This window comes from Candidatus Nealsonbacteria bacterium CG07_land_8_20_14_0_80_39_13 (assembly GCA_002779355.1).
In the GTDB taxonomy this organism is placed as follows: domain Bacteria; phylum Patescibacteriota; class Minisyncoccia; order Minisyncoccales.
Genome location: PEWS01000010.1, coordinates 1 through 19,663, shown reverse-complemented (window position 1 = coordinate 19,663; position 19,663 = coordinate 1). Strand labels below are relative to the sequence as shown.

Genomic DNA, 19,663 nt, shown 5'->3' with positions numbered 1-19,663 from the left:
TGGATTGCGGGAATTTAGGGATAGGTGGAGTAAATACAAAGGAATTTTGGTTTAAACCCAATAATTTAGCAGGAAGTTCAAACCAATATTTCCTTAATTTCGGAGGAAATAATTATTGGGTTCAAATATTCGACTGCGATTCTGATGGCAAATTAGAAACAAGAGCAGGTGCTGGGAGCGTGACCTATGTCAATGGTATATATGAATTTACGGATACATCCCAGTGGTATTATATTGCTGTAACTATGGATAGTAGCAACATCTTAACTATCTACGTAAATGGAAATTATGATAACAGTGGCTCAAAAACACCAGGAACACCAGGAACTCTTTCTATCGGCAGAGCTACGGTGGGTGGTGGTTATTTCAACGGCCTCATAGACGAAGTCCGCATTTACAATCGGGCATTGACGGCCGGGGAAGTCCTTAATAATTATTACGCAGGCCGTTCCGCGCACTTCAAGTAGGGGACTGAGATTCTGAGATTTTGAGATTCTGAAATTAAGAAATTAACGGATTTGATGTTGACGTCAGACGTCAACATACAATATTTTTGACCGGCATAATTTCTTTTGCTATAATATTATTATGAAGTACTCAATAACTATTCGTAAAAGCAAATATGGCTACGATGCGCATGTTCCGGCTTTGCCGGGTTGTCATAGTCAAGGAGAAACTTTAAAAGAGGTCTTGGAGAATATTAAAGACGCTATTTTTACTTATTTAGAAATGGAAAAAGAGGAACTCAAGGGGACGATGGTTAGAGAAATAGAGGTAGTATTGGGATAATTTATGATTTTTACGGATATTTCTTCCGAGCGAGCGATAAGGACTTTTAAGAAAGTTGGTTTTTTGATTTCAAAAATTGGAGGCAAGCATATCGGCATGGCTGATGGAAGAAGAAAAATTATCATTCCCCGGCACAGGAGATTGAATCCTTATACTCTAAAGGCCATCATTAGGGATGCAGGATTAACTGATGAGGAATTTAAACAACTCCTTTAATCCGGAGATCAGTTTAATTTCCGGAATTTCAAAATTTACGTAATTTCAATGTTATCCCCATACTCCTTTTCTTCCATTTTTGCTATAATAGAAAGTATTAAAAATTAAAAATTTCAGCCAGAGGCTGATCCCGCAAAATGCGGGAAAAAATTAAAAATTAACAAAAACATATGAACACTATCGGTTTTTTGGACAAAGTAAGCAAGTGGTCAATCTATTTATTAATATTTCTATTGCCTATTTTTTTCCTGCCATGGAACGCCAATTTCTTGGACTCAATCTTGGACTTTAATAAACAAGCCCTGCTTTTGGTTTTAGTTTTGGTTTCCTTGGTAAGCTGGCTTTTGAAATCATTATCAGAGGGCAAGATACGATTAAATCTTTCCATTCTCAATGTCCCTGTTTTGCTTTATGTTTTGGTTATGGCTATTTCCACCGGATTTTCCTCTTGGCAATACGGCAGTTTCTGGGGTTGGCCTCTCAATATCGCCTCCAGCTTCCTGACTCTCTTAGGTTTTGTTATTTTTTACTTTTTGATAACCAACATTTTTTCTCCGGCATCAAAAGCGGAAGAAAATAAATTGGAAGAAAAAAAATCAGGTCTTTTTACTGCCTTATTCTTATCGGTCTTTTTGACAATAGTTCTGGCCGGACTTCAATTTTTCGGCCAATTTTTCCTTCCTTTCGCTTTCGCCAAATCGGTCTCTTTCAACACCATCGGAGCGCCGAGCGCCTTAGCTATTTTTATGGCCATTCTTCTTCCTTTGGTTTTAATCTTTAGCTTTATCTGCGGAAAAATTTTGAAATGGCTTTTCCTGCTTTTGGCTTTCGCTGTTTTGTTCTTGCTTTTGATTATTAATTCCTGGCTGGCTTGGCTCACTCTTCTGATTGGCATTTCGGTTATCTTGATTTTCGGAATTACCAGAAGGGAGATTTTTAAGACCAATTGGACTGTTTTAGCTCTCTTTTTTATGATTTTCGCCTTATTTTTCGTCTTTTCTAAAACAACAATTCCCAGCCTGCCAACGTTCGGCTATGAGGTTTATCCGACTCAAGGAGCCACTCTCGTCATCGCTTGGGAGTCATTGAAGGAAAGTATCCAGACAATTATCTTAGGAACAGGTCCGGCTACTTTCAGCTATAATTACTCTCAATACGGAAACGGGATGTTGAATTTTCTCTCCGGCTCCTCCAGTGTTTTGGAAAAAATCGGCAACGGAGGAATCTTAGGTTTGCTTTCCTTCCTTCTCCTGCTCCTTTCCTTTGTCTGGTTTAGCTTTAAAAAACTTATCACCGGAAAAGAAATCGTTAAGCCGGAACAATGGATTTTCAATTTAGGAATAGCTTCCAGTTTAACGGCCTTGGTTTTTTCCTTATTCATTTATTCAGCTAATGTTTCCATACTTTTCCTTTTCTGGTTCCTTTCGGCCTTATCAGTTGCCTTCAGTTCTTCTCTTGAAAAAGAAACCGGTTGGTTCAAAATTAAGAAAATGAAGGAAATAGAAATAGTCCCCGGTTCTCTTTCAGCTGTTTTTGCCTCTTTCGCTTTTGTCTTTTTATTGGTAGCGGGGTTAGGGCTTTTGTTCGCTTCTTCTCAAAGATATCTGGCGGAAATAAATTACTCGCAGGGGCTGGTTGCTTATCAGACAGGGGATTTGGACAAGGCGATTGTTAAGGTCTCTAACGCAGTCAAATTTACCTCTCAAAAACAGGATAATTATTTGAGAGATTTGAGCCAGCTTTACTTGTATAAAATCAATGAGGAGGTTCAGGCAGGGGATATTGCCGGAAACGAGCAAAAGAAACAGGAGATAAATAATCTTACTGCTGTTGCTGTTAATGCGGCTAAATTAGCCACAGAAACAGCGCCTAAGAATGCAGAGAACTTTATTGTCCGGGGTTTTGTTTATCGCAGTTTGATCGGTTTAGTTGGCGGAGCTGACGAGTGGGCTATCGAGAATTACGAAGATGCGCTTAAGCTTGAGCCGAACAATCCTTTTACTCTTACTGAATTAGGCAAGGTTTATCTGGTTTCCGAAAAGACAGAAGAGGCTAAAACAAATTTCAACAAAGCCATTGCTTTAAGAGGCGATTACGCTCCGGCTCATTTCCAATTGGCCTTAGTTTCGGTCAAGGAAGGGAAGATTAAGGAAGCCATAGACAAGATGGTTCAGATTCAGGCAGTCGCTCCTGATGACATCGGTTTGGCTTTTCAATTGGGAGTTCTTTACTACAATGACGAGCAATTCGCCAAAGCTCAAGCGAATTTTGAAAAATCCATTGCTTTGAATAACAATTATTCCAACGCCCGCTACTTTTTGGGATTGACTTTTGATAAGCAAGGAAAGAAGAGCTTGGCTTTGGAGCAGTTTAATAAAATAGCGGAACTCAATCCTGATAATCAGGAATTAAAAACCATTATTGCTAATTTGGAAGCAGGCAAGCCGGCTATAGCGGAAGCGCCTAAGGAATTGCCGATAGAGGAGGGGACAACATTGAAGAAATAAATATTACGGAAATTTTGAGATTGCGGAAATTAATTGAAATTGCGGAAATTGAGAAATTATGGAAAATAAATATATTTCGTTAAGAGATTTGGAGGTTTATAAATTGGCCAGAGAATTATCTAAAGTCGGCTGGGAGATTTACGAAGATTTAAGCTGGCAAGACAAAAAGATTGTTGGGGGTCAGTTTATTAGAGCCGTTGATTCAGTGGGGGTGAATATTGCCAAAGGGTATGGCAGATTCCACTATTTAGATAAAATAAAATTTTATTATAATAGTAGAGGTTTTTTTAACGAATGCGATAGTCATTGGATAGAGCTCCTTAAAGAACGGGAGAAAATTGAATCGAAAAGGTACGAGGAGTTTAAAACTGTTGCCGAGAAATTATCTTTTAAGCTCAATAATTTTATTAACTCCACTTATAAGGCAAAAAATCTTTGTTAAATTTCCGTAATTTCTTAATTTCAAAATTTCAGCAGTTGTTCTTGACATTGTTTTTAAAAAAAGCTAAGCTTAAATTTAGCATTCGCGGACTAAAGTGATGCCAATTTTTTTATTGTAAATTTTTTTATATTTTTAATTTTTTAAATTTCTAATAATATATGGCAATAGAAGGAACATCGTTGGGTCTTAAGGTTAAAAATTTTGGCAAAACAAACATCTTTCTCCCTCTCCCTTACCTGCTCACAGCTCCTAAAGAAAGCTGGGATTGTTTTTGGGAAAAAGATTTGAAAGAACTTTTCAGTGAAATTTCTCCCATCAAAGATTATGCCGGCAAAGAGTTTGAACTTTGGTTCACTGATTACAAGTTTGAGGAATCAAAATATAAAAACGACTTGGAGGCGAAGATAAACAACGATTCTTACGAAGCCGCCTTAAGGGTTAAAGTAAAATTAGTCAATATTAAAACCAAAAAAGTAAAAGAGCAGGAAGTTTTCCTGGCTGATTTCCCTAAAATGACCGAGAGGGGAACTTTTATTATTAATGGAGTTGAAAGAGTTGTTATCGCCCAGCTTATCCGTTCTCCGGGCGTTTTCTTTACCGGCGAAAGATACGGAAGCGGACGGCTTTTCGGAGCAAAGATAATTCCCAACAGGGGAGCTTGGCTGGAATTTGAAACGGAGAAAAACGGATTCATCAGTTTAAAAATAGACAGAAAAAGAAAAATAGCCGCTACAGCTTTGTTGAGGGCTTTTGGCGTTGAAAATAATCTGTCAATTAAGGAATATTTTCAGGATGTCAACAAGGGCGATATTGATTATATTGAAGAAACATTGAAACGCGATCAGACCCATAATCAATCAGAAGCCTTGGTGGAAATTTACAATCGCTTGAGGGTCGGGGAATTAGTTACTCCGGAAACAGCTAAGGAATTGATTTGGAATATGTTTTTTAACTTTGAGAGATATGATTTGTCTAAAGTTGGAAGATGGAGGATGGGGCAGAGATTACAGGAATTAAATTCCAAATTTCAAATTCCAAATTCCAAATCAAATTCCAAATCGGAGAAAAAGGAAGAGGAAATTACGGTGGAGGATAGGCTTTTAAAATTAGAAGACGTTATCGCTGTTTTAAGAGAAGTTATCCGTTCCAACAACAATCCTTTAGCCGAGCCTGACCAGATAGACCACTTGGGAAGCAGAAGAGTCAGGACGTTCGGAGAGCTTCTTCGGAACAGATTAAGAGTCGGTATAACAAGAATGGAGAGAATTATCAAAGACAGAATGTCTACGCTTGATGTTGATTTAATATCTCCTTCCCAGCTTATCAATCCCAGGCCGGTTATGGCCGTTGCCAAAGAATTCTTCGCCTCTTCTCAAATGTCCCAATTTATGGATAATGAAAATCCTTTAGCTGAATTGGAGCATAAGAGAAGATTATCAGCTACTGGTCCGGGCGGACTGACCAGAGAAAGAGCTGGTTTTGAAGTCAGAGACGTTCAGCCTTCTCACTATGGCAGAATTTGTCCTATTGAAACTCCGGAAGGAGCTTCTGTCGGATTAGTCGGACACTTAGCCGGTTTTGCCAACATCAATCCTTTTGGGTTTTTGGAGACTCCTTATTTCAGAGTTGAAAAAGGCGTGGTTACAACAGAAGTCCATTACTTGACCGCTTACGAAGAGGAAAGATTTGTCATTGCTTCCGGAGCTGTGCCGGTTGATAAGAAAAGAGAAATTATTTCTGAAAAAGTTGAAGCAAGAATAAAAAGCGAGCCGGGCATTGCCGACAAGAGCAAGATTGATTTTATTGATGTTTCTCCGGAGCAATTTATTTCCGTCGCCACTTCTTTAATTCCATTTTTACAGAACGACGACGCCAACAGAGCTTTGATGGGTTCCAATATGCAGAGACAGTCAGTGCCTTTGGTCAAGCCGGAGGTTCCTTATGTTATGACCGGAGTTGAAGAAAGAATTGCCAGAGATTCAGGTCAGGCGATTGTCGCTCAATCAGAAGGAGAAGTGCTTGAAGCTGACGCTGAACATGTTAAAGTGAAAAATTCAAAAACTGGAGAGGTTAAAGATTACGAATTAAGAACTTTTGTCAGAACAAACCAATATACCTGCCTTCATCAGAAGCCTATGGTTGAAAAAGGCCGGAAGGTTAAAAAGGGAGATGTTTTGGCGGACGGAGGAGCGATATCTAACGGCCATTTGGCTTTAGGTAGCAATATTTTGGTTGCTTTTGTCCCATGGAGAGGGGAGAATTTTGAAGATGCCATAGTCCTTTCCGACAGATTGGTCAGGGACGATGTTTTTACTTCCATAAAAAAAGAAAATTTCATCTGCGATGTCCGAGAAACAAAATTAGGTCCGGAAATAACCACTTGCGATATTCCCAATATTTCTGAAGAGAGGTTGAAAGATTTAGACGAAGAGGGGATTGTCCGCATCGGAGCTGAAGTCGGGCCGAACGATATTTTGGTCGGTAAAATTTCTCCTAAAGGAGAAGCTGATTTGACTGCCGAAGAAAGATTATTAAGGGCTATTTTCGGAGAGAAAGCCAGAGATATTAAAGATACTTCCTTAAAAATGGAACATGGCAAGCAGGGCAGAGTGACGGGAATAAAAATTTTTTCCAGAGACGCAGGCTATAGACTGGAGCCGGGGATAATCAAGAGAATTGAAATAGAAATTGCTGAATTGAGGAAAATTCAAGCCGGAGATAAATTAGCCGGACGCCACGGAAACAAAGGAATTGTGGCTAAGGTTTTACCTTTGGAAGAGATGCCCTTCATGGAAGACGGAACGCCGGTGGATATAGTTTTGAATCCTTTGGGAGTTACTTCCAGAATGAATCTCGGCCAAGTTTTGGAAACGCATCTTGGCTGGGCGGCTGAAAAGCTGGGCTATTGGGCGGTTACTCCGTCTATGTCCGGAGCCAACGAAGCTGATATTAAAAAAGAGTTGAAGTTGGCCGGTTTGCCTGAAGACGGAAAAGCGAAATTATTTGACGGTAGAACCGGGCTTCCTTTCGGAGAAAAGATTACTGTCGGATACATATATATGATGAAGCTGATACATATGGTCAAGGACAAACTCCACGCCAGAAGCATCGGACCGTATTCTCTGATAACACAGCAACCATTGGGCGGAAAAGCTCAATTTGGAGGACAGAGGTTTGGAGAAATGGAAGTCTGGGCCTTGGAAGGATATGGAGCAGCTCATACTTTGCAGGAAATTTTGACTATAAAATCAGATGACGTCCAAGGAAGGGCAACGACTTACGAGTCAATATTGAAAGGCGAGAAAATAAAAAATCCCGGAGTGCCTGCCTCATTTAATCTTTTGGTCAATGAATTAAAGTCGTTGGGATTGAGCATAGAAGTTAAGGAAAGAGAAAGGCGAAACCGCGATGAATAATTTTCAATTTTCAATTTTCATTAAATTTTCAATTTAAAAATTTTTAAAACTATGAGAGTAGAAGATTTGGAGGCAATAAGAATCAAAATCGCTTCCCCTGAAGACATTTTAGGATGGTCTCATGGAGAAGTGACTAAGCCGGAAACAATAAATTACCGCACCCAAAGAGCTGAAAAGGACGGGCTTTTTTGCGAGAAAATTTTCGGACCGGAAAAAGATTTTGAATGCTATTGCGGAAAATACAAGAGGATCCGCTACAAGGGTCTGGTTTGCGACCGTTGCGGAGTGGAAGTCACCAAATCTTCAGTCAGGAGAGAAAGAATGGGGCATATAAAATTAGCCACGCCTCTTTCTCACATCTGGTTTTTAAGAGGAATCCCCTCTATGATGGGGCAGGTTTTGGACTTGCCGATGCAGTTATTGGAAAAAGTTGTTTACTTCGCTTCATATGTGGTTATTGATGTTAATGAAGAAGCCAGAAATGGAATTTTAGAAGAGATTGAAAGAGAATACAAAATGAAATCCAAAGCCCAAATGTCAAATGTCAAATCTCCGGCAAAGACGGATAAAGATAAAGATAAAAATAAAGATGAAGAAACAGATGAAAGAATAAAAGATTTGAAAGATGCCAGAGATAGGGCCAGAGAAGAGCTTTTGGCGTTAAGGCCGTTAAGAATTATTTCTGAAATTGAATATCATAATTTATCCATGAAATACGGGGAGGTTTTTTCCGCCGGCACCGGCGCCGAAACTTTAAGGAAAATTTTTGAAAAAATAGACCTCAAAAAAGAAACTGATAAACTGAAAGAAGAGGTAAAAACATCTGTAACTTTGGAAAAAAAGAAAAACTTGAGAAGGCTGAAGCTTTTTCAGGGAATGCTTGTGTCCGGAGTAAGGCCGGAGTGGATGTTTTTGACCGTCCTGCCTGTTTTGCCTCCTGATTTGAGGCCAATGGTCCAGTTGGATGGAGGACGTTATGCCTCCTCTGATCTGAATGATCTTTACAGAAGAGTCATTAACAGAAACAACAGATTAAAATATCTTCTGGACATCAATGCGCCGGAAGTAATCGTCAGAAACGAAAAAAGAATGCTTCAGGAAGCAGTGGACGCTTTGATTGATAATGGGATGAGAAAGGGGACTATGACTCAAGCCAGCACCGGAGGACGCAGGCTTTTGAAATCCTTGGCTGATATTTTAAAGGGAAAACAGGGAAGGTTCCGCCGAAATCTTTTGGGGAAAAGAGTTGATTATTCAGCCCGGTCAGTTATCGTTGTCGGCCCTGACCTGAAAATGAATCAAGTCGGGCTTCCTAAAACTATGGCTTTGGAACTCTTCAAACCTTTTGTCATTCATAAAATTTTGGAAAGAGAGTTGGCTTATAATGTCAGGGGAGCTTCCCGCTTGATTGAAAAACAGATTGACGATGTTTGGGAAATTTTGGAAGAAATCGTCAAAGACAAACTCGTTTTATTGAATAGAGCCCCGACTCTCCACAGGCTGGGAATTCAAGCTTTTTATCCTTTATTGATTGAAGGAAAAGCCATAAGATTACATCCTTTGGTTTGCAAGGCTTTTAACGCTGACTTTGACGGAGACCAGATGCCTGTTCATTTGCCTTTGTCTGATAAGGCTCAAGCTGAAGCCAGAGACAGAATGGTCGCTGACCATAATTTATTGAAACCGGCCACAGGATTGCCTGTTGTCAGTTTGAATCAGGATATTGTTTTGGGCTGTTATTGGATGACCAAGATAAAAGAAGGCGAGAAGGGAGAAGGAAAAGTATTCGGTTCTTTTAACGAGGCTATAATGGCTTATGAATTTGGAGAAGTTGATTTGAAAGCGAAAATTAAATGTCGGGTGACTGATTTGCCGGAAAAGAAGAGAGAGAGTTTAGAAGGAGCCCAGTTTATTGAAACCTGCATCGGAAGAATTTTATTTAATGAAAAATTGCCGGAAGATTATGCTTTCCAAAATAAGCTTATTAAAAATAAAGACTTGGAAAAAATAGCCGGAGAAGTTATTGCCGGAGGCGATTATGAAGTCATAGAAAGAACCTTGGATCAAGTGAAGAATTTGGGATATGAATTCGCTACTCGTTCCGGAACGACCTGGGGAATGGATGATTTAGTCGCTCTTCCTGAAAAAGAAGGGGTAATGAAATTGGCTGAAAAGGAGGTTGAACAAACTGAAGGCCATTTCAAGAGCGGTTTTCTGACCAGAGAAGAAAAAGCCGGTAAGGTAATTGAAATTTGGACAAAGACAAAAACTAAAATAGAGGAATTGGTCAGAAAAAGCCTTCCTCAAGACGGCCCTATATTCCGCATGGTTGATTCCGGAGCCAGAGGAGCCTGGTCGCAATCCGTCCAGATGGGGGGAATGAAGGGATTGGTTATCAATCCGTCAGGTCAAATTATTGAACTTCCGATTAAAAGTTCTCTTAAAGAAGGATTTGATGTTTTGGAATACTTTATTTCAACTCATGGAGCTAGAAAGGGAACAGTTGATACTGCTTTAAGAACTTCCACAGCCGGTTATTTGACCAGAAGATTGGTTGATGTCGCCCATGAAGTAGTGACTTTTGACGCTGATTGCGGAGATGATAAGGGAATAGAAGTTTTCAGAAAGAATGCTGATGAAATCGGCCAGAACTTTATTTTCAAAATAGTGGGCAGAGTCTGTCTTGAAAACATAAAAGGAATTTGCGAGAAAGGAGAAATAATTGACTGGAAAAAAGGACAAAAAATAATAGAAGCTAATATTGAAAAAGTTAAAGTAAGGTCTCCTTTGAGCTGTAAGTCTGTTCATGGAATCTGCCAGCAATGCTATGGCTGGGATTTGGCTTCCAATAAATTAGTTGAAAGAGGGGAGGCGGTCGGAATTATCGCCGCCCAATCCATCGGAGAGCCGGGAACCCAGTTGACGATGAGAACCTTCCACACAGGAGGAGTTGCCGGAGGCGGAGATATTACTTCCGGACTTCCGAGGGTGCAGGAAATTTTTGAATCCAGAATTCCCAGAGGCAAGGCAGTGATTTGTTTGTCTGAAGGCAAAATTGAAAAGATAACCCCTGAAGGAGTAATTGAGGTTAAGGTAAAAAACCAAGAAGAAAGCAAGGAAGAGGATGATGATTCAGAGGTTAAGGAAACAAAGAAATCAAGCAAGAAAGAGAAGGCCGGAAAAACCGAGATTATGAAATACGAGATTCCTTTAAGAGCGAAGGCTTTGGTAAAAGTAGGCGATGAAGTTAAAAAAGGACAGTCTTTATCCGAGGGAAACTTTGACTTGAAGGAATTTTTTAAACTGAATAATCAGGAGGACACGCAAAAATATATAGTTAATGAAATTCAGAAAATTTACGTTTCTCAAGGCGCTTTAATTCACGACAAGCATCCGGAAATAATCGTCCGCCAGATGTTTTCCCGCGTAAAAATCAAGGATTCGGGAGACAGCTATTTTGTCACCGGAGAAGTGATTGAGAAGGCTAAATTCCTTCACCAAAACGCAATCTTAAAGGAGGAGGGTAAGAAACCGGCTACGGCCAAGACTATTTTGCTGGGGATTTCCAGAGTTTCCTTGACCACGGATTCATTCCTTTCAGCATCTTCCTTCCAGGAAACTTCCAGAGTATTGATAAGGGCTGCGGCTGAAGGAAAGACAGACGACCTTATCGGCTTAAAAGAAAACGTCATCATCGGCAAATTGATACCGGCCGGCACCGGCTTCAAACAATAATATCTCGCAGGGGTAAATATCTCGCAGGGGTCTGACCCCTGTAAATCTCGCAGGGGTCTGACCCCTGTAAACCCCTGTAAATTCACTGTAGGTTTATGCCACGGAAATTAAGACAACTTATAAATAACGAATTTTATCACGTCGTTCTAAGGAGAGCGGGCGATGAGTTGCTTTTTATAGATGTTGACGATTATTATCGGGGTATTTTTTCAATATACGAGTTTAATACAACAGAGCAAATCACAATTAGGGAGCGTAGAATTGCCCGCAATCAGTTTAAAGAGGCCATAAAAAGATTCAACATGGGCCAGAGTCCTGTAATTAATTCCCCGGCGATACATGCTCCCGAGGCGTCTGAAGGATTGACGATAAAACGCGAAGGAGAAAGAGATTTGTTTGTGGAGATTTTGTCTTTTTGCTTTATGCCTAATCACATTCATTTATTAGTAAGGCAACTAAAGGAAGGAGGAGTCAGTAAATTTATGCAGAAAGTCGGAGCCGGTTATGCCGCTTATTTTAAGAGTAAATATGGCATAGAATTTAAAGGATATTTTTTTCAGGACAGATTTTATTCGGCTCATATTGAAAATGAAGATCAATTGAGAGCGGTTTTTACTTACATTCATTGCAATCCCATATCCTTAATTGAGCCCGGTTGGAAAGAAAAAGGAATTAAAAATCCCCAAAAAGTTATTAAATTTTTAGAAAGTGATTATAAATGGTCAAGCCATCAAGACTATATTGGGGAAAAGAATTTTCCTTCAGTTACTAATAGGGAGTTTTTGTTGAAAATAATGGGTGGAAACGATGGTTGTAGAGAGCTTATCAGGAATTGGGTGACATATAAAAAGGGAATTAAAGAATTTCCTAATCTTGACATAGAATAATTCCTCAGAGGTATTCCGTATTAGTTATCTCGCAGGGGTATCTTGCAGGGGTCTGACCCCTGTAAATCTTGCAGGGGTCTGACCCCTGTAGCTACCGAGAACAGGAGCTCCGCCACCGGCGGGGTTTTTGTTTTTTCTGATGTTATGATAAAATTAAGATAATCTGAACACCTTAATTAATCTTATGGCTAAGAAGAAAAACAATAAAAATAATAAAAATAATAAAAAAGAAAGACAGGATTCTTATAGGAGGAATGGGGGAGGGGGGAGATTTACTTTGCCGGAAAAGGTCAAAAAATCCATTTCCGCAATAGCTGTTTTTATTTTGGCGATAATTGTTTCCTTGAGTTTCTTTGAAAAATCCGGAGTAGCCGGAACAATAATAAGGGCGAGCTTTACTTTTCTGATAGGCAAGGCTGTTTTTTTCTTTCCCGTATTGCTGGTTTTGACCGGTTTGATTTTATTAAGCGACCGTTATAAAAAAGTTTTTGGCGGAATTTTTTTCGCCAACCTTTTTCTTCTTATCGGAGTGGCCGGTTTTCTTGAAATATCCAAGCCAGGAGAAAAAGAAGGCGGATGTTTGGGATACATCGCTTCTCCTTTGATAAATTTTTTTGGACTCTTAGTGACGGAAATAATTTTCGGAGGACTTATCTTAGCCGGAGTTTTAATTTTTTGGCATTTCTTAGCTCCAATTCGTTCTCTTGAGGAATATGAAGATGAAGAGGAAGAGGAGGAGGAGCCTGTCTTCGTTCCGCCATCGGCGGGGCTACGGCGTAGCGAGGAGGGATTGATCGGACGTTTAGCTAATAAAATTAAAGGCAAGCCGTCTTTTGACGTTAAAGAAATTGATTCCGTAAATAAAGAAGGAAGCCCTTCTGTTCCCTTAGGAACTCGTAAGGATTTTCCGGAAATGAAAATTAAGAAAGTGTCTCAAGAGTTTATGTCTTCTGATTATCAGGCGCCTCCTTTGGAGTTGCTTGATCAGGACAAGGGTGTTCCTTCTGCCGGAGACACAGCCAGGAATTCAGCCATCATCAAAAGAACTTTAGAAAATTTTTCCATTCCTGTGGAAATGTCAGGCATAAATATCGGCCCTACTGTTACTCAATACACATTGAAACCGGCTGAAGGGATAAAACTTTCCAAAATAACAACCCTTTCCAATGACCTTTCTTTGGCCTTGGCCAGCCATCCTATCAGAATAGAAGCGCCTGTGCCGGGGAAATCATTGGTTGGAATTGAAATACCTAATAAGATAAGGACTGAAGTAAGGTTAAGATATCTGATTCAAGATCCTAAATTTAAGGAAACCGGTTCAAGCCTGTCTTTCTGTTTCGGCAAAGATGTTTCCGGCAATCCATTTTACGGCGATATCGCTTCTATGCCTCATATGTTGGTGGCCGGAGCAACCGGAACAGGAAAGACAATTTTTCTCAACAGCCTTATTATTTCTCTTTTGTATCGCAATTCTCCGGAAGATATGCGTCTTATTCTGATTGACCCGAAGAGAGTTGAGTTTTCAATTTATCAGGGATTGCCTCATCTTTTATGTTCCACGATCACGGAAGCTCCGAAAGCAGTTTCAGCTCTTAAATGGCTGATTACGGAAATGGAAAGAAGATTTGAGGTTTTGGCAAAAGAGCATAACAGGGATATTAAAAGTTATAATATTTTAAGAACAAAAAATAAGCAGGAAAAAATGCCTTACATAGTTGTTATTATTGACGAGCTGGCTGACCTGATGCTTTCTATGGGTAGGGAAGTGGAGTCGTCAATCGTCAGGCTGGCTCAAATGGCCAGGGCTGTGGGTATACATCTTGTTTTAGCCACCCAAAGGCCGTCTGTGGAGGTTATCACCGGCTTGATTAAGGCTAATGTCACTTCGCGTCTTACCTTTCAGGTTGCTTCTCAAGTTGATTCCAGGACAGTTCTGGATATGTCCGGAGCGGAGCGATTATTGGGAAAAGGAGATATGCTTTTCCTTTCCGCTCAATTGCCTAAGCCGAAAAGAATTCAAGGAGCTTTCATTTCAGAGGAAGAAGTGAAAAGGGTAGTTGATTTCATTAAAGAAAGAGCTCAAAAGGAAAGCGAGGAATTGGACGAGGATATTTTGGAAAGCAGTTTGGAAGATAACTTGGAAGAGGCTATTTCCAGAAACAAAGTTAATGTCGGGGAAGTTTCTTTCAAAGATGATGACCCTCTCTATGAGGAAGCTAAAAGAATTGTCATTGAGTCAAAAAAGGCTTCAGCTTCTTTGCTTCAGAGGAGATTAAGCGTCGGTTATGCTCGGGCTGCCCGTTTGATAGATATGCTGGAGGAAAAAGGGATAGTCGGGCACGGAGAGGGAGCTAAGCCAAGGCAAGTATTCTTCAGTCAGGAAAATTCTTCAGCAGAAGAAGAGCCTTCAGTTGATTTTGTTGAGGAAAACGAAAATGAAGAGAGCGGTTTTCCTGAAGAAGAGAAACCTTCTTCCGCTAAAGTTGTAGAGGGCGAGGAAGATGATAGTTGGAAGAAAATCTAAATCATTAAAATGCTGATATGAGAGCGAAAGAAGCATTCGCTTTAATAGAGCTCTTGGTCGTCGTCGCTATTATTGGTTTGCTGGCCAGCGTTGTTTTGGTTACCATATCGAACCAGAGGGAAAAAGCCAGAATCGCCGGCGTCTTGAAGTTCAGTTTCGGCCTCCAGCACGCTCTCGGCGACAGCGTCGTGGGAATTTGGAGTTTTGAGGAAGCGTCAGGACAACTAAAAGACAGTTCCGGTTACGGCAATGACGGCGTTTACAACGGAGCTTTGTGGCAACAAACAGGCTCCCCTACAAGAACTTATGCTTTGGGTTTTGACGGCTCGGATGATTTTGTGAATGTGTCAAATTCAGCAAATTTAAATATTACTGATGCGATTACTATTGAGGCGTGGATTAAACCGGGATTCCAGCAATCTGGAGGGCAGGCAGTAAACTGGTATGACGTCTATGGCCCCTCCGGCACCAACGAGGTAGTGCAAATAGGAGATATGTACGTAGCGCGTAATACAAACACGGCTGGGACTAACAATGATGGGGTGAACTCCTGGGGTGGCGCCATAAGTTGGGCTGATGGACTGACTTGGTTAGATAAAGACGATTGGCGAATGCCGACGATGGACGAGTTATCTACTATATACACCAACAGAGCCAGTATAGGCACGTATAGAGCCTCCACCTATTGGTCGGCTACCGATACTGGCCCGATCAACGCCGTCAACATATACTTCTTCAATGGCTACGTGAACGTCAGCAGTAAGGGCGGCAACCGCTACGTGCGGGCGGTGCGGACGGCAAATATCTCTTATGTTCCATGTACTCAAAAACCAGAAATATTAAACAAAGGAAGCGACGCTTATTCTTTACGATTGAGTTTAGATACGTCAATTCTTTATGGATATATCAGCGGTAATGAGATAACAGCTTCAATTTCTAATCCAACCGACTGGCATCACGTTGTAATGACATTCAATGGCACAAAACAACAATTATTCGTTGATGGCAATTTAAAGAATACAACAACCCTCGGAGGAAAGATAGTCGCCAATATAAATAATGTTACAATCGGAAATGCCTTCAGCGGTTCCATAGACGAAGCCCGCATTTATTCTCGGGCGCTTACAGCCGTGGAAATTCAACAGCATTACGCCGAAGGAGCAGGAAGGCATTTGGCTGACGCCAAATGAATTTTTATGGTATACTAAATTTATGACGAAAAAAATTAATCAAAATCAGTCAGAGGCTGATCGTCCTCTGGACGATAAAATAGGAGGAAAGGAAATGGCAAAAGATCTTCAAGAGGCTGTTGATGAAATCAAACAACGTTTTGGCGAGGGAGCGATAATGAAATTGAGAGAAACGCGGGCGGTTGATATTGATGTTATTCCGACAGGCTCGGTTGTCTTGAACGCAGCTTTAGGCGTCGGCGGAGTTCCCAGAGGAAGAATAATTGAAATTTACGGAGGCGAATCAACGGGGAAGACAACTCTTTCTTTGCATATCTTAGCTGAAGCCCAGAAGAAAGGGGGAGTAGGAGCCTTTATTGACGCTGAACACGCTATGGACCCTGAATACGCCAGAAAAATAGGGGTTAATGTTGATGACTTGCTTATTTCCCAGCCGGATTCAGGGGAACAGGCTTTGCAGATTGTTGAAACCTTGGTTAAATCCGGACAAGTGGATGTTATTGTGGTTGATTCCGTGGCTGCTTTAGTTCCCAGAGCTGAAATAGACGGAGAAGTGGGGGAATTCCAGATCGGGCTTCAAGCCAGGCTGATGAGCCAAGCCTTGAGGAAGCTTTCGGGAATTGTTTCCGAGGCAAAAACAATCATTGTTTTTCTTAATCAGACTCGTATGAAAATAGGGGTGATGTGGGGCAACCCGGAAACAACGCCCGGAGGATTGGCTTTGAAATTTTACGCTTCCGTCAGAATTGAACTAAAGAGAATCGCCCAGATAAAACATAGAGAGGAAATTGTCGGCAACCGCATTAAAGCGAAAATAGTGAAGAATAAAGTGGCCGCTCCTTTTAAGATAGCCGAATACGACATTTATTATGATGAAGGGATATCCAGAACATCAGGGGTTATAGAGGCGGGAATTAAATCAGGCGTAATAAAAAAAGCCGGAAGTTGGCTTCGATATGGAGAGCTTAAATTAGGGCAGGGGACCGAGGCAAGTAAAAATTTCCTAAAAGAAAACAGGGAACTTCTGGAGAAAATAGAAGGAGAAATAGCTAAGGCAGTTATTCCCTTAGTAGAACCGGGCGACTTAAGCGAAGAGTCCTAAATATCGGGCTCTTTTTATCGCTTCAGAAATTTTTCTTTGATGACTGGAACAAGTTCCTGTTTTTTTTCCGGGTTTTATTTTAGCCATTCCGGAGATAAATTTCTGGAGGGCGTCTGTATTCTTAAAGTCTATTTCTTTGATGTTTTTTTGGCAAAAGTAGCAAGCCATACAATAATTTTATTTAGAATTTGTAATTTGTTATTTGGAATTTCCTTTTAAGCTTTGCTTAAAAGGGTATGTCTTTGACGTCTATTTCTTCGTTTTCTTCAATAATGGGAATGTCCTCATCCGCTCTTACTTCGTTGAAATGCTTAGATTCGCTTGCGGGACGCTGGATATTCGGTTCTGTTTTTATTCCTCCAGCAGGGCTTCCGGCAGAGCCGGCGCTTCTTGGTCCCAATTGCAGTCTTTCAGCGATTATTTCTGTTCTGTATTTTTTATTTCCGGAAGCGTCGTTCCAGTTTCTGGTCTGAAGCCTTCCTTCAATGAAAACCAAAGAGCCTTTATTCATGTATTGAGAAGATATTTCCGCCAGCCTTCCAAAACAGACGATATTATGGAATTCTGTTTTTTGCTGTTTTTCTCCCTGTTTTGAAGTGTAATACCTGTCAGTAGCCATACCGAAAGATGTGACTTGCTGTCCGCTGGGCAACGATTTATTTTCCGGGTCTCTGGTCAGTCTGCCGATAAGCAAAACTTTATTCAGATTCATTTTTTATTTTTTTATTTAAGTATCTCGTCTAATTTTTCATCAATATCGCTTAATTCCAGTTTTTGTTTTTCTTTGGTTCTCTCAAGCGGTTTTTCAACAGATTCCTCTTTGTCTTCCGTCGGTTTGAAGCCTGTTAACGGTTTTCTCTTTAGTTTGACTTTCTTGGGCGGTATTTTATTCAGAAGGAGGTGGCGAAGGACATTCTCTTCAGCTTTAACGCCATTACCTATTTTTGTTATTTCTTCAGGGGCTACCTGGAAGACAATAGTGGCCATAAAGGCGGAGCTTTTTTTTCTGATGGGCGAGGCTAGCTGTTTTTTTATGATAGGAAAAGAGTTAATTAAAACTCCGCCCTTTTCTTGGATATTAAGGGATATCCTGTTTTGCAAAGTGATTATTTCTTCGGCCAGAAGGCTCGGAGATATTAAATAAGTTAATTCGTAAGTTTTCATAAAATCATAATAGCTTAAAAGCCTATTTAAATCAAGCCCATTTTCGCTTTGACATCGGCCATTGTTGACTGGGCGATTGTTCCGGCTCTTTGAGCTCCTTTTCCCAATATATCCTTCAAATAGACTTCTCTGGAAAGAAATTCCTTCTTTTTCTTGCGGATTGGTTCCAATTTTTCCACCAGAAGAGCAGCCAGTTCTTTTTTGAATTTAGCATATCCTTCTCCTTTGAATTTTTTTTCCAGTTCTTCAATTGGCTGGTTGCTGAAAAGAGAAAAAATCGCCAGAAGGTTTGATATTCCCGGCTTGGAAGAAGGGGAGTATTTTATGATTTTTCCGGTGTCAGTCGTGGCTGACATTATTTTTTTGGTTATCGCTTCCGGCTCGTCAAAAAGGAAAAGACATCCTTCGGGAGAGGATTTGGACATTTTCTTTTTTGGCGCGTCCAGAGCCATTATTTTTTCTCCTATTTTTGGGAGAGATGGTTTCGGTTCTTTGAATGTTTCTCCGAAGCGGGAGTTAAATTTTCTGGCAATGGTTCTGGCAAGCTCAACATGCTGAACTTGGTCTTTTCCGATAGGGACAAGATCGGTCTGATAAAGCAGGATATCAGCTGCCATCAGAACAGGGTAATCCAGCAGGCCGGCATTGATGTTGGCTTTAAATTTCTTTGCCTTATCTTTATACTGGGTCATTCTTTCCAGCTCTCCGATCGGTGTGATGGTATTTAAAAGCCAGCATAGTTCACTGTGTTCTTTAACGCTAGATTGGACGAGGATGATGGATTTTTCCGGGTCAAGCCCGCAGGCGAGGTATTCAGCGACTATGTTCAAGATTTTTTCTTGAAGCGTTTTCGGGTCGTATGGAACAGTGAGGGCATGCAAGTCTGCGATAAAAAAAACGCACTCCTCTGTTTTTTGGAGTTCAAGCCATTGCCTTATGGCTGACAGATAATTTCCGATATGAAGTTTTCCCGATGGCTGGATGCCTGATAAAATTAGCATATGTTAAGTATATCTTAGCAAAAAAAGAAATAAAAAAACAGGGAAAATATGAATTAAGAGTACAATTTGCTGTGCGTATCTATGGCGACAAAAATACATTCTTGCTTATTGATGAATTTGTAGATAGCTCTTAAATCGTCAGTTATATCAATGCTTCTGTAGCCGATATATTTTCCCTTTAATGGGTAGTTGCCAAGAGTCGGATTAAAAGAATCTATCAGGAATAAAGAAAGTCGGTTTTGGGCCTTTTCCTTTTGTTCCTTTTTTAATTTTTTATATTGTTTTTCAAAATTTTTATGAAAGCGAATTTTCATATTTTCAAAGAGAGGAAAGATGTTTTTTAATTTCGTTTTCGGAGGTAAAGGCGCGGGAAATATTCTTATTTTTATCAATATCGCTCTCTATTATTCCGAGAAGTTTTTCCAATTCAGGAGACATGCGGGGAGCAAGGTCAAAATAAACCTCTTTATTTCTGATAAATTGTTTTAAGTTGGCATTGATGATCGCGCTCAAAGAAAAACCGAGAGTGGTGGCGATTCTTTGCGCGTTCTCTTTTACGTCTTTATCGGTTTTAACATTAATAACGGTTTTCATAATTTTATTGTCTTTATGTTTAGTATACCTAAAGTATATACAATGGTTAGGGGCATGTCAACATCTCTTTCTTCATTTCCATGATAAGCCAGCTAT

Annotated in this window: 17 protein-coding genes; 11 read left to right on the top strand and 6 right to left on the bottom strand. The window is 40.3% G+C overall.

Features of this window, described 5'->3' with window-relative positions; genetic code table 11:
* The 11 genes from COS96_00655 to recA form a co-directional block, all read left to right on the top strand.
* Nucleotides 1–467 (top strand): hypothetical protein (locus COS96_00655; GenBank protein ID PIU44138.1); only part of this gene is annotated, 467 nt, incomplete at its 5' end.
* A 121-nt stretch (nt 468–588) separates the two neighbouring features.
* Nucleotides 589–789 carry a hypothetical protein gene (locus COS96_00650; GenBank protein PIU44137.1) on the top strand — a complete coding sequence of 67 codons (201 nt, stop codon included), beginning with the start codon at nt 589–591 and terminating at the stop codon, nt 787–789.
* A gap of 3 nt (nt 790–792) precedes the next feature.
* Nucleotides 793–1,005: a hypothetical protein gene (locus tag COS96_00645; GenBank protein PIU44136.1), complete on the top strand. Its 213-nt coding sequence runs from the start codon at nt 793–795 to the stop codon at nt 1,003–1,005.
* Nucleotides 1,006–1,175: 170 nt separating this feature from the next.
* A complete protein-coding gene (locus COS96_00640; protein ID PIU44135.1) occupies nt 1,176–3,512 on the top strand; it encodes a hypothetical protein in 2,337 nt (778 codons plus the stop codon).
* A gap of 55 nt (nt 3,513–3,567) precedes the next feature.
* On the top strand, nt 3,568–3,954 hold the full coding sequence (locus COS96_00635) for a four helix bundle protein (GenBank protein PIU44134.1): 387 nt from the start codon (nt 3,568–3,570) through the stop codon (nt 3,952–3,954).
* A gap of 158 nt (nt 3,955–4,112) precedes the next feature.
* Entirely contained in the window at nt 4,113–7,370 is a 3,258-nt protein-coding gene (locus COS96_00630) for a DNA-directed RNA polymerase subunit beta (protein PIU44133.1), read from the top strand.
* Between the two features lie 51 nt (nt 7,371–7,421).
* Nucleotides 7,422–11,105: a DNA-directed RNA polymerase subunit beta' gene (rpoC, locus tag COS96_00625; protein PIU44132.1), complete on the top strand. Its 3,684-nt coding sequence runs from the start codon at nt 7,422–7,424 to the stop codon at nt 11,103–11,105.
* 95 nt (nt 11,106–11,200) lie between these two features.
* Nucleotides 11,201–11,992: a hypothetical protein gene (locus COS96_00620; protein PIU44131.1), complete on the top strand. Its 792-nt coding sequence runs from the start codon at nt 11,201–11,203 to the stop codon at nt 11,990–11,992.
* Nucleotides 11,993–12,176: 184 nt separating this feature from the next.
* Nucleotides 12,177–14,516: a hypothetical protein gene (locus tag COS96_00615; protein ID PIU44130.1), complete on the top strand. Its 2,340-nt coding sequence runs from the start codon at nt 12,177–12,179 to the stop codon at nt 14,514–14,516.
* A gap of 17 nt (nt 14,517–14,533) precedes the next feature.
* Complete coding sequence (locus tag COS96_00610) at nt 14,534–15,706, top strand: hypothetical protein (protein ID PIU44129.1); 1,173 nt, start codon at nt 14,534–14,536, stop codon at nt 15,704–15,706.
* A 94-nt stretch (nt 15,707–15,800) separates the two neighbouring features.
* Complete coding sequence (gene recA, locus COS96_00605; protein ID PIU44139.1) at nt 15,801–16,808, top strand: recombinase RecA; 1,008 nt, start codon at nt 15,801–15,803, stop codon at nt 16,806–16,808.
* On the opposite strand, the gene rpsR is transcribed toward recA, so the two are convergent.
* The 6 genes from rpsR to COS96_00575 are packed head-to-tail and all read right to left on the bottom strand — an operon-like array spanning nt 16,791 to nt 19,567.
* Nucleotides 16,791–16,976, bottom strand: coding sequence for a 30S ribosomal protein S18 (gene rpsR / locus COS96_00600; protein PIU44128.1), 186 nt, complete (start codon nt 16,974–16,976; stop codon nt 16,791–16,793). The genes recA and rpsR overlap by 18 nt on opposite strands.
* A 58-nt stretch (nt 16,977–17,034) precedes the next feature.
* A complete protein-coding gene (locus COS96_00595; GenBank protein PIU44127.1) occupies nt 17,035–17,520 on the bottom strand; it encodes a single-stranded DNA-binding protein in 486 nt (161 codons plus the stop codon).
* 11 nt (nt 17,521–17,531) lie between these two features.
* A complete protein-coding gene (locus COS96_00590; GenBank protein ID PIU44126.1) occupies nt 17,532–17,972 on the bottom strand; it encodes a hypothetical protein in 441 nt (146 codons plus the stop codon).
* 26 nt (nt 17,973–17,998) lie between these two features.
* A complete protein-coding gene (gene trpS, locus COS96_00585; GenBank protein PIU44125.1) occupies nt 17,999–18,973 on the bottom strand; it encodes a tryptophan--tRNA ligase in 975 nt (324 codons plus the stop codon).
* A 53-nt stretch (nt 18,974–19,026) separates the two neighbouring features.
* Nucleotides 19,027–19,287, bottom strand: a complete 261-nt coding sequence (locus tag COS96_00580; GenBank protein ID PIU44124.1) for a hypothetical protein — start codon at nt 19,285–19,287, stop codon at nt 19,027–19,029.
* A gap of 4 nt (nt 19,288–19,291) precedes the next feature.
* A complete protein-coding gene (locus tag COS96_00575; GenBank protein PIU44123.1) occupies nt 19,292–19,567 on the bottom strand; it encodes a hypothetical protein in 276 nt (91 codons plus the stop codon).
* Between the last annotated feature and the right edge of the window lie 96 nt (nt 19,568–19,663).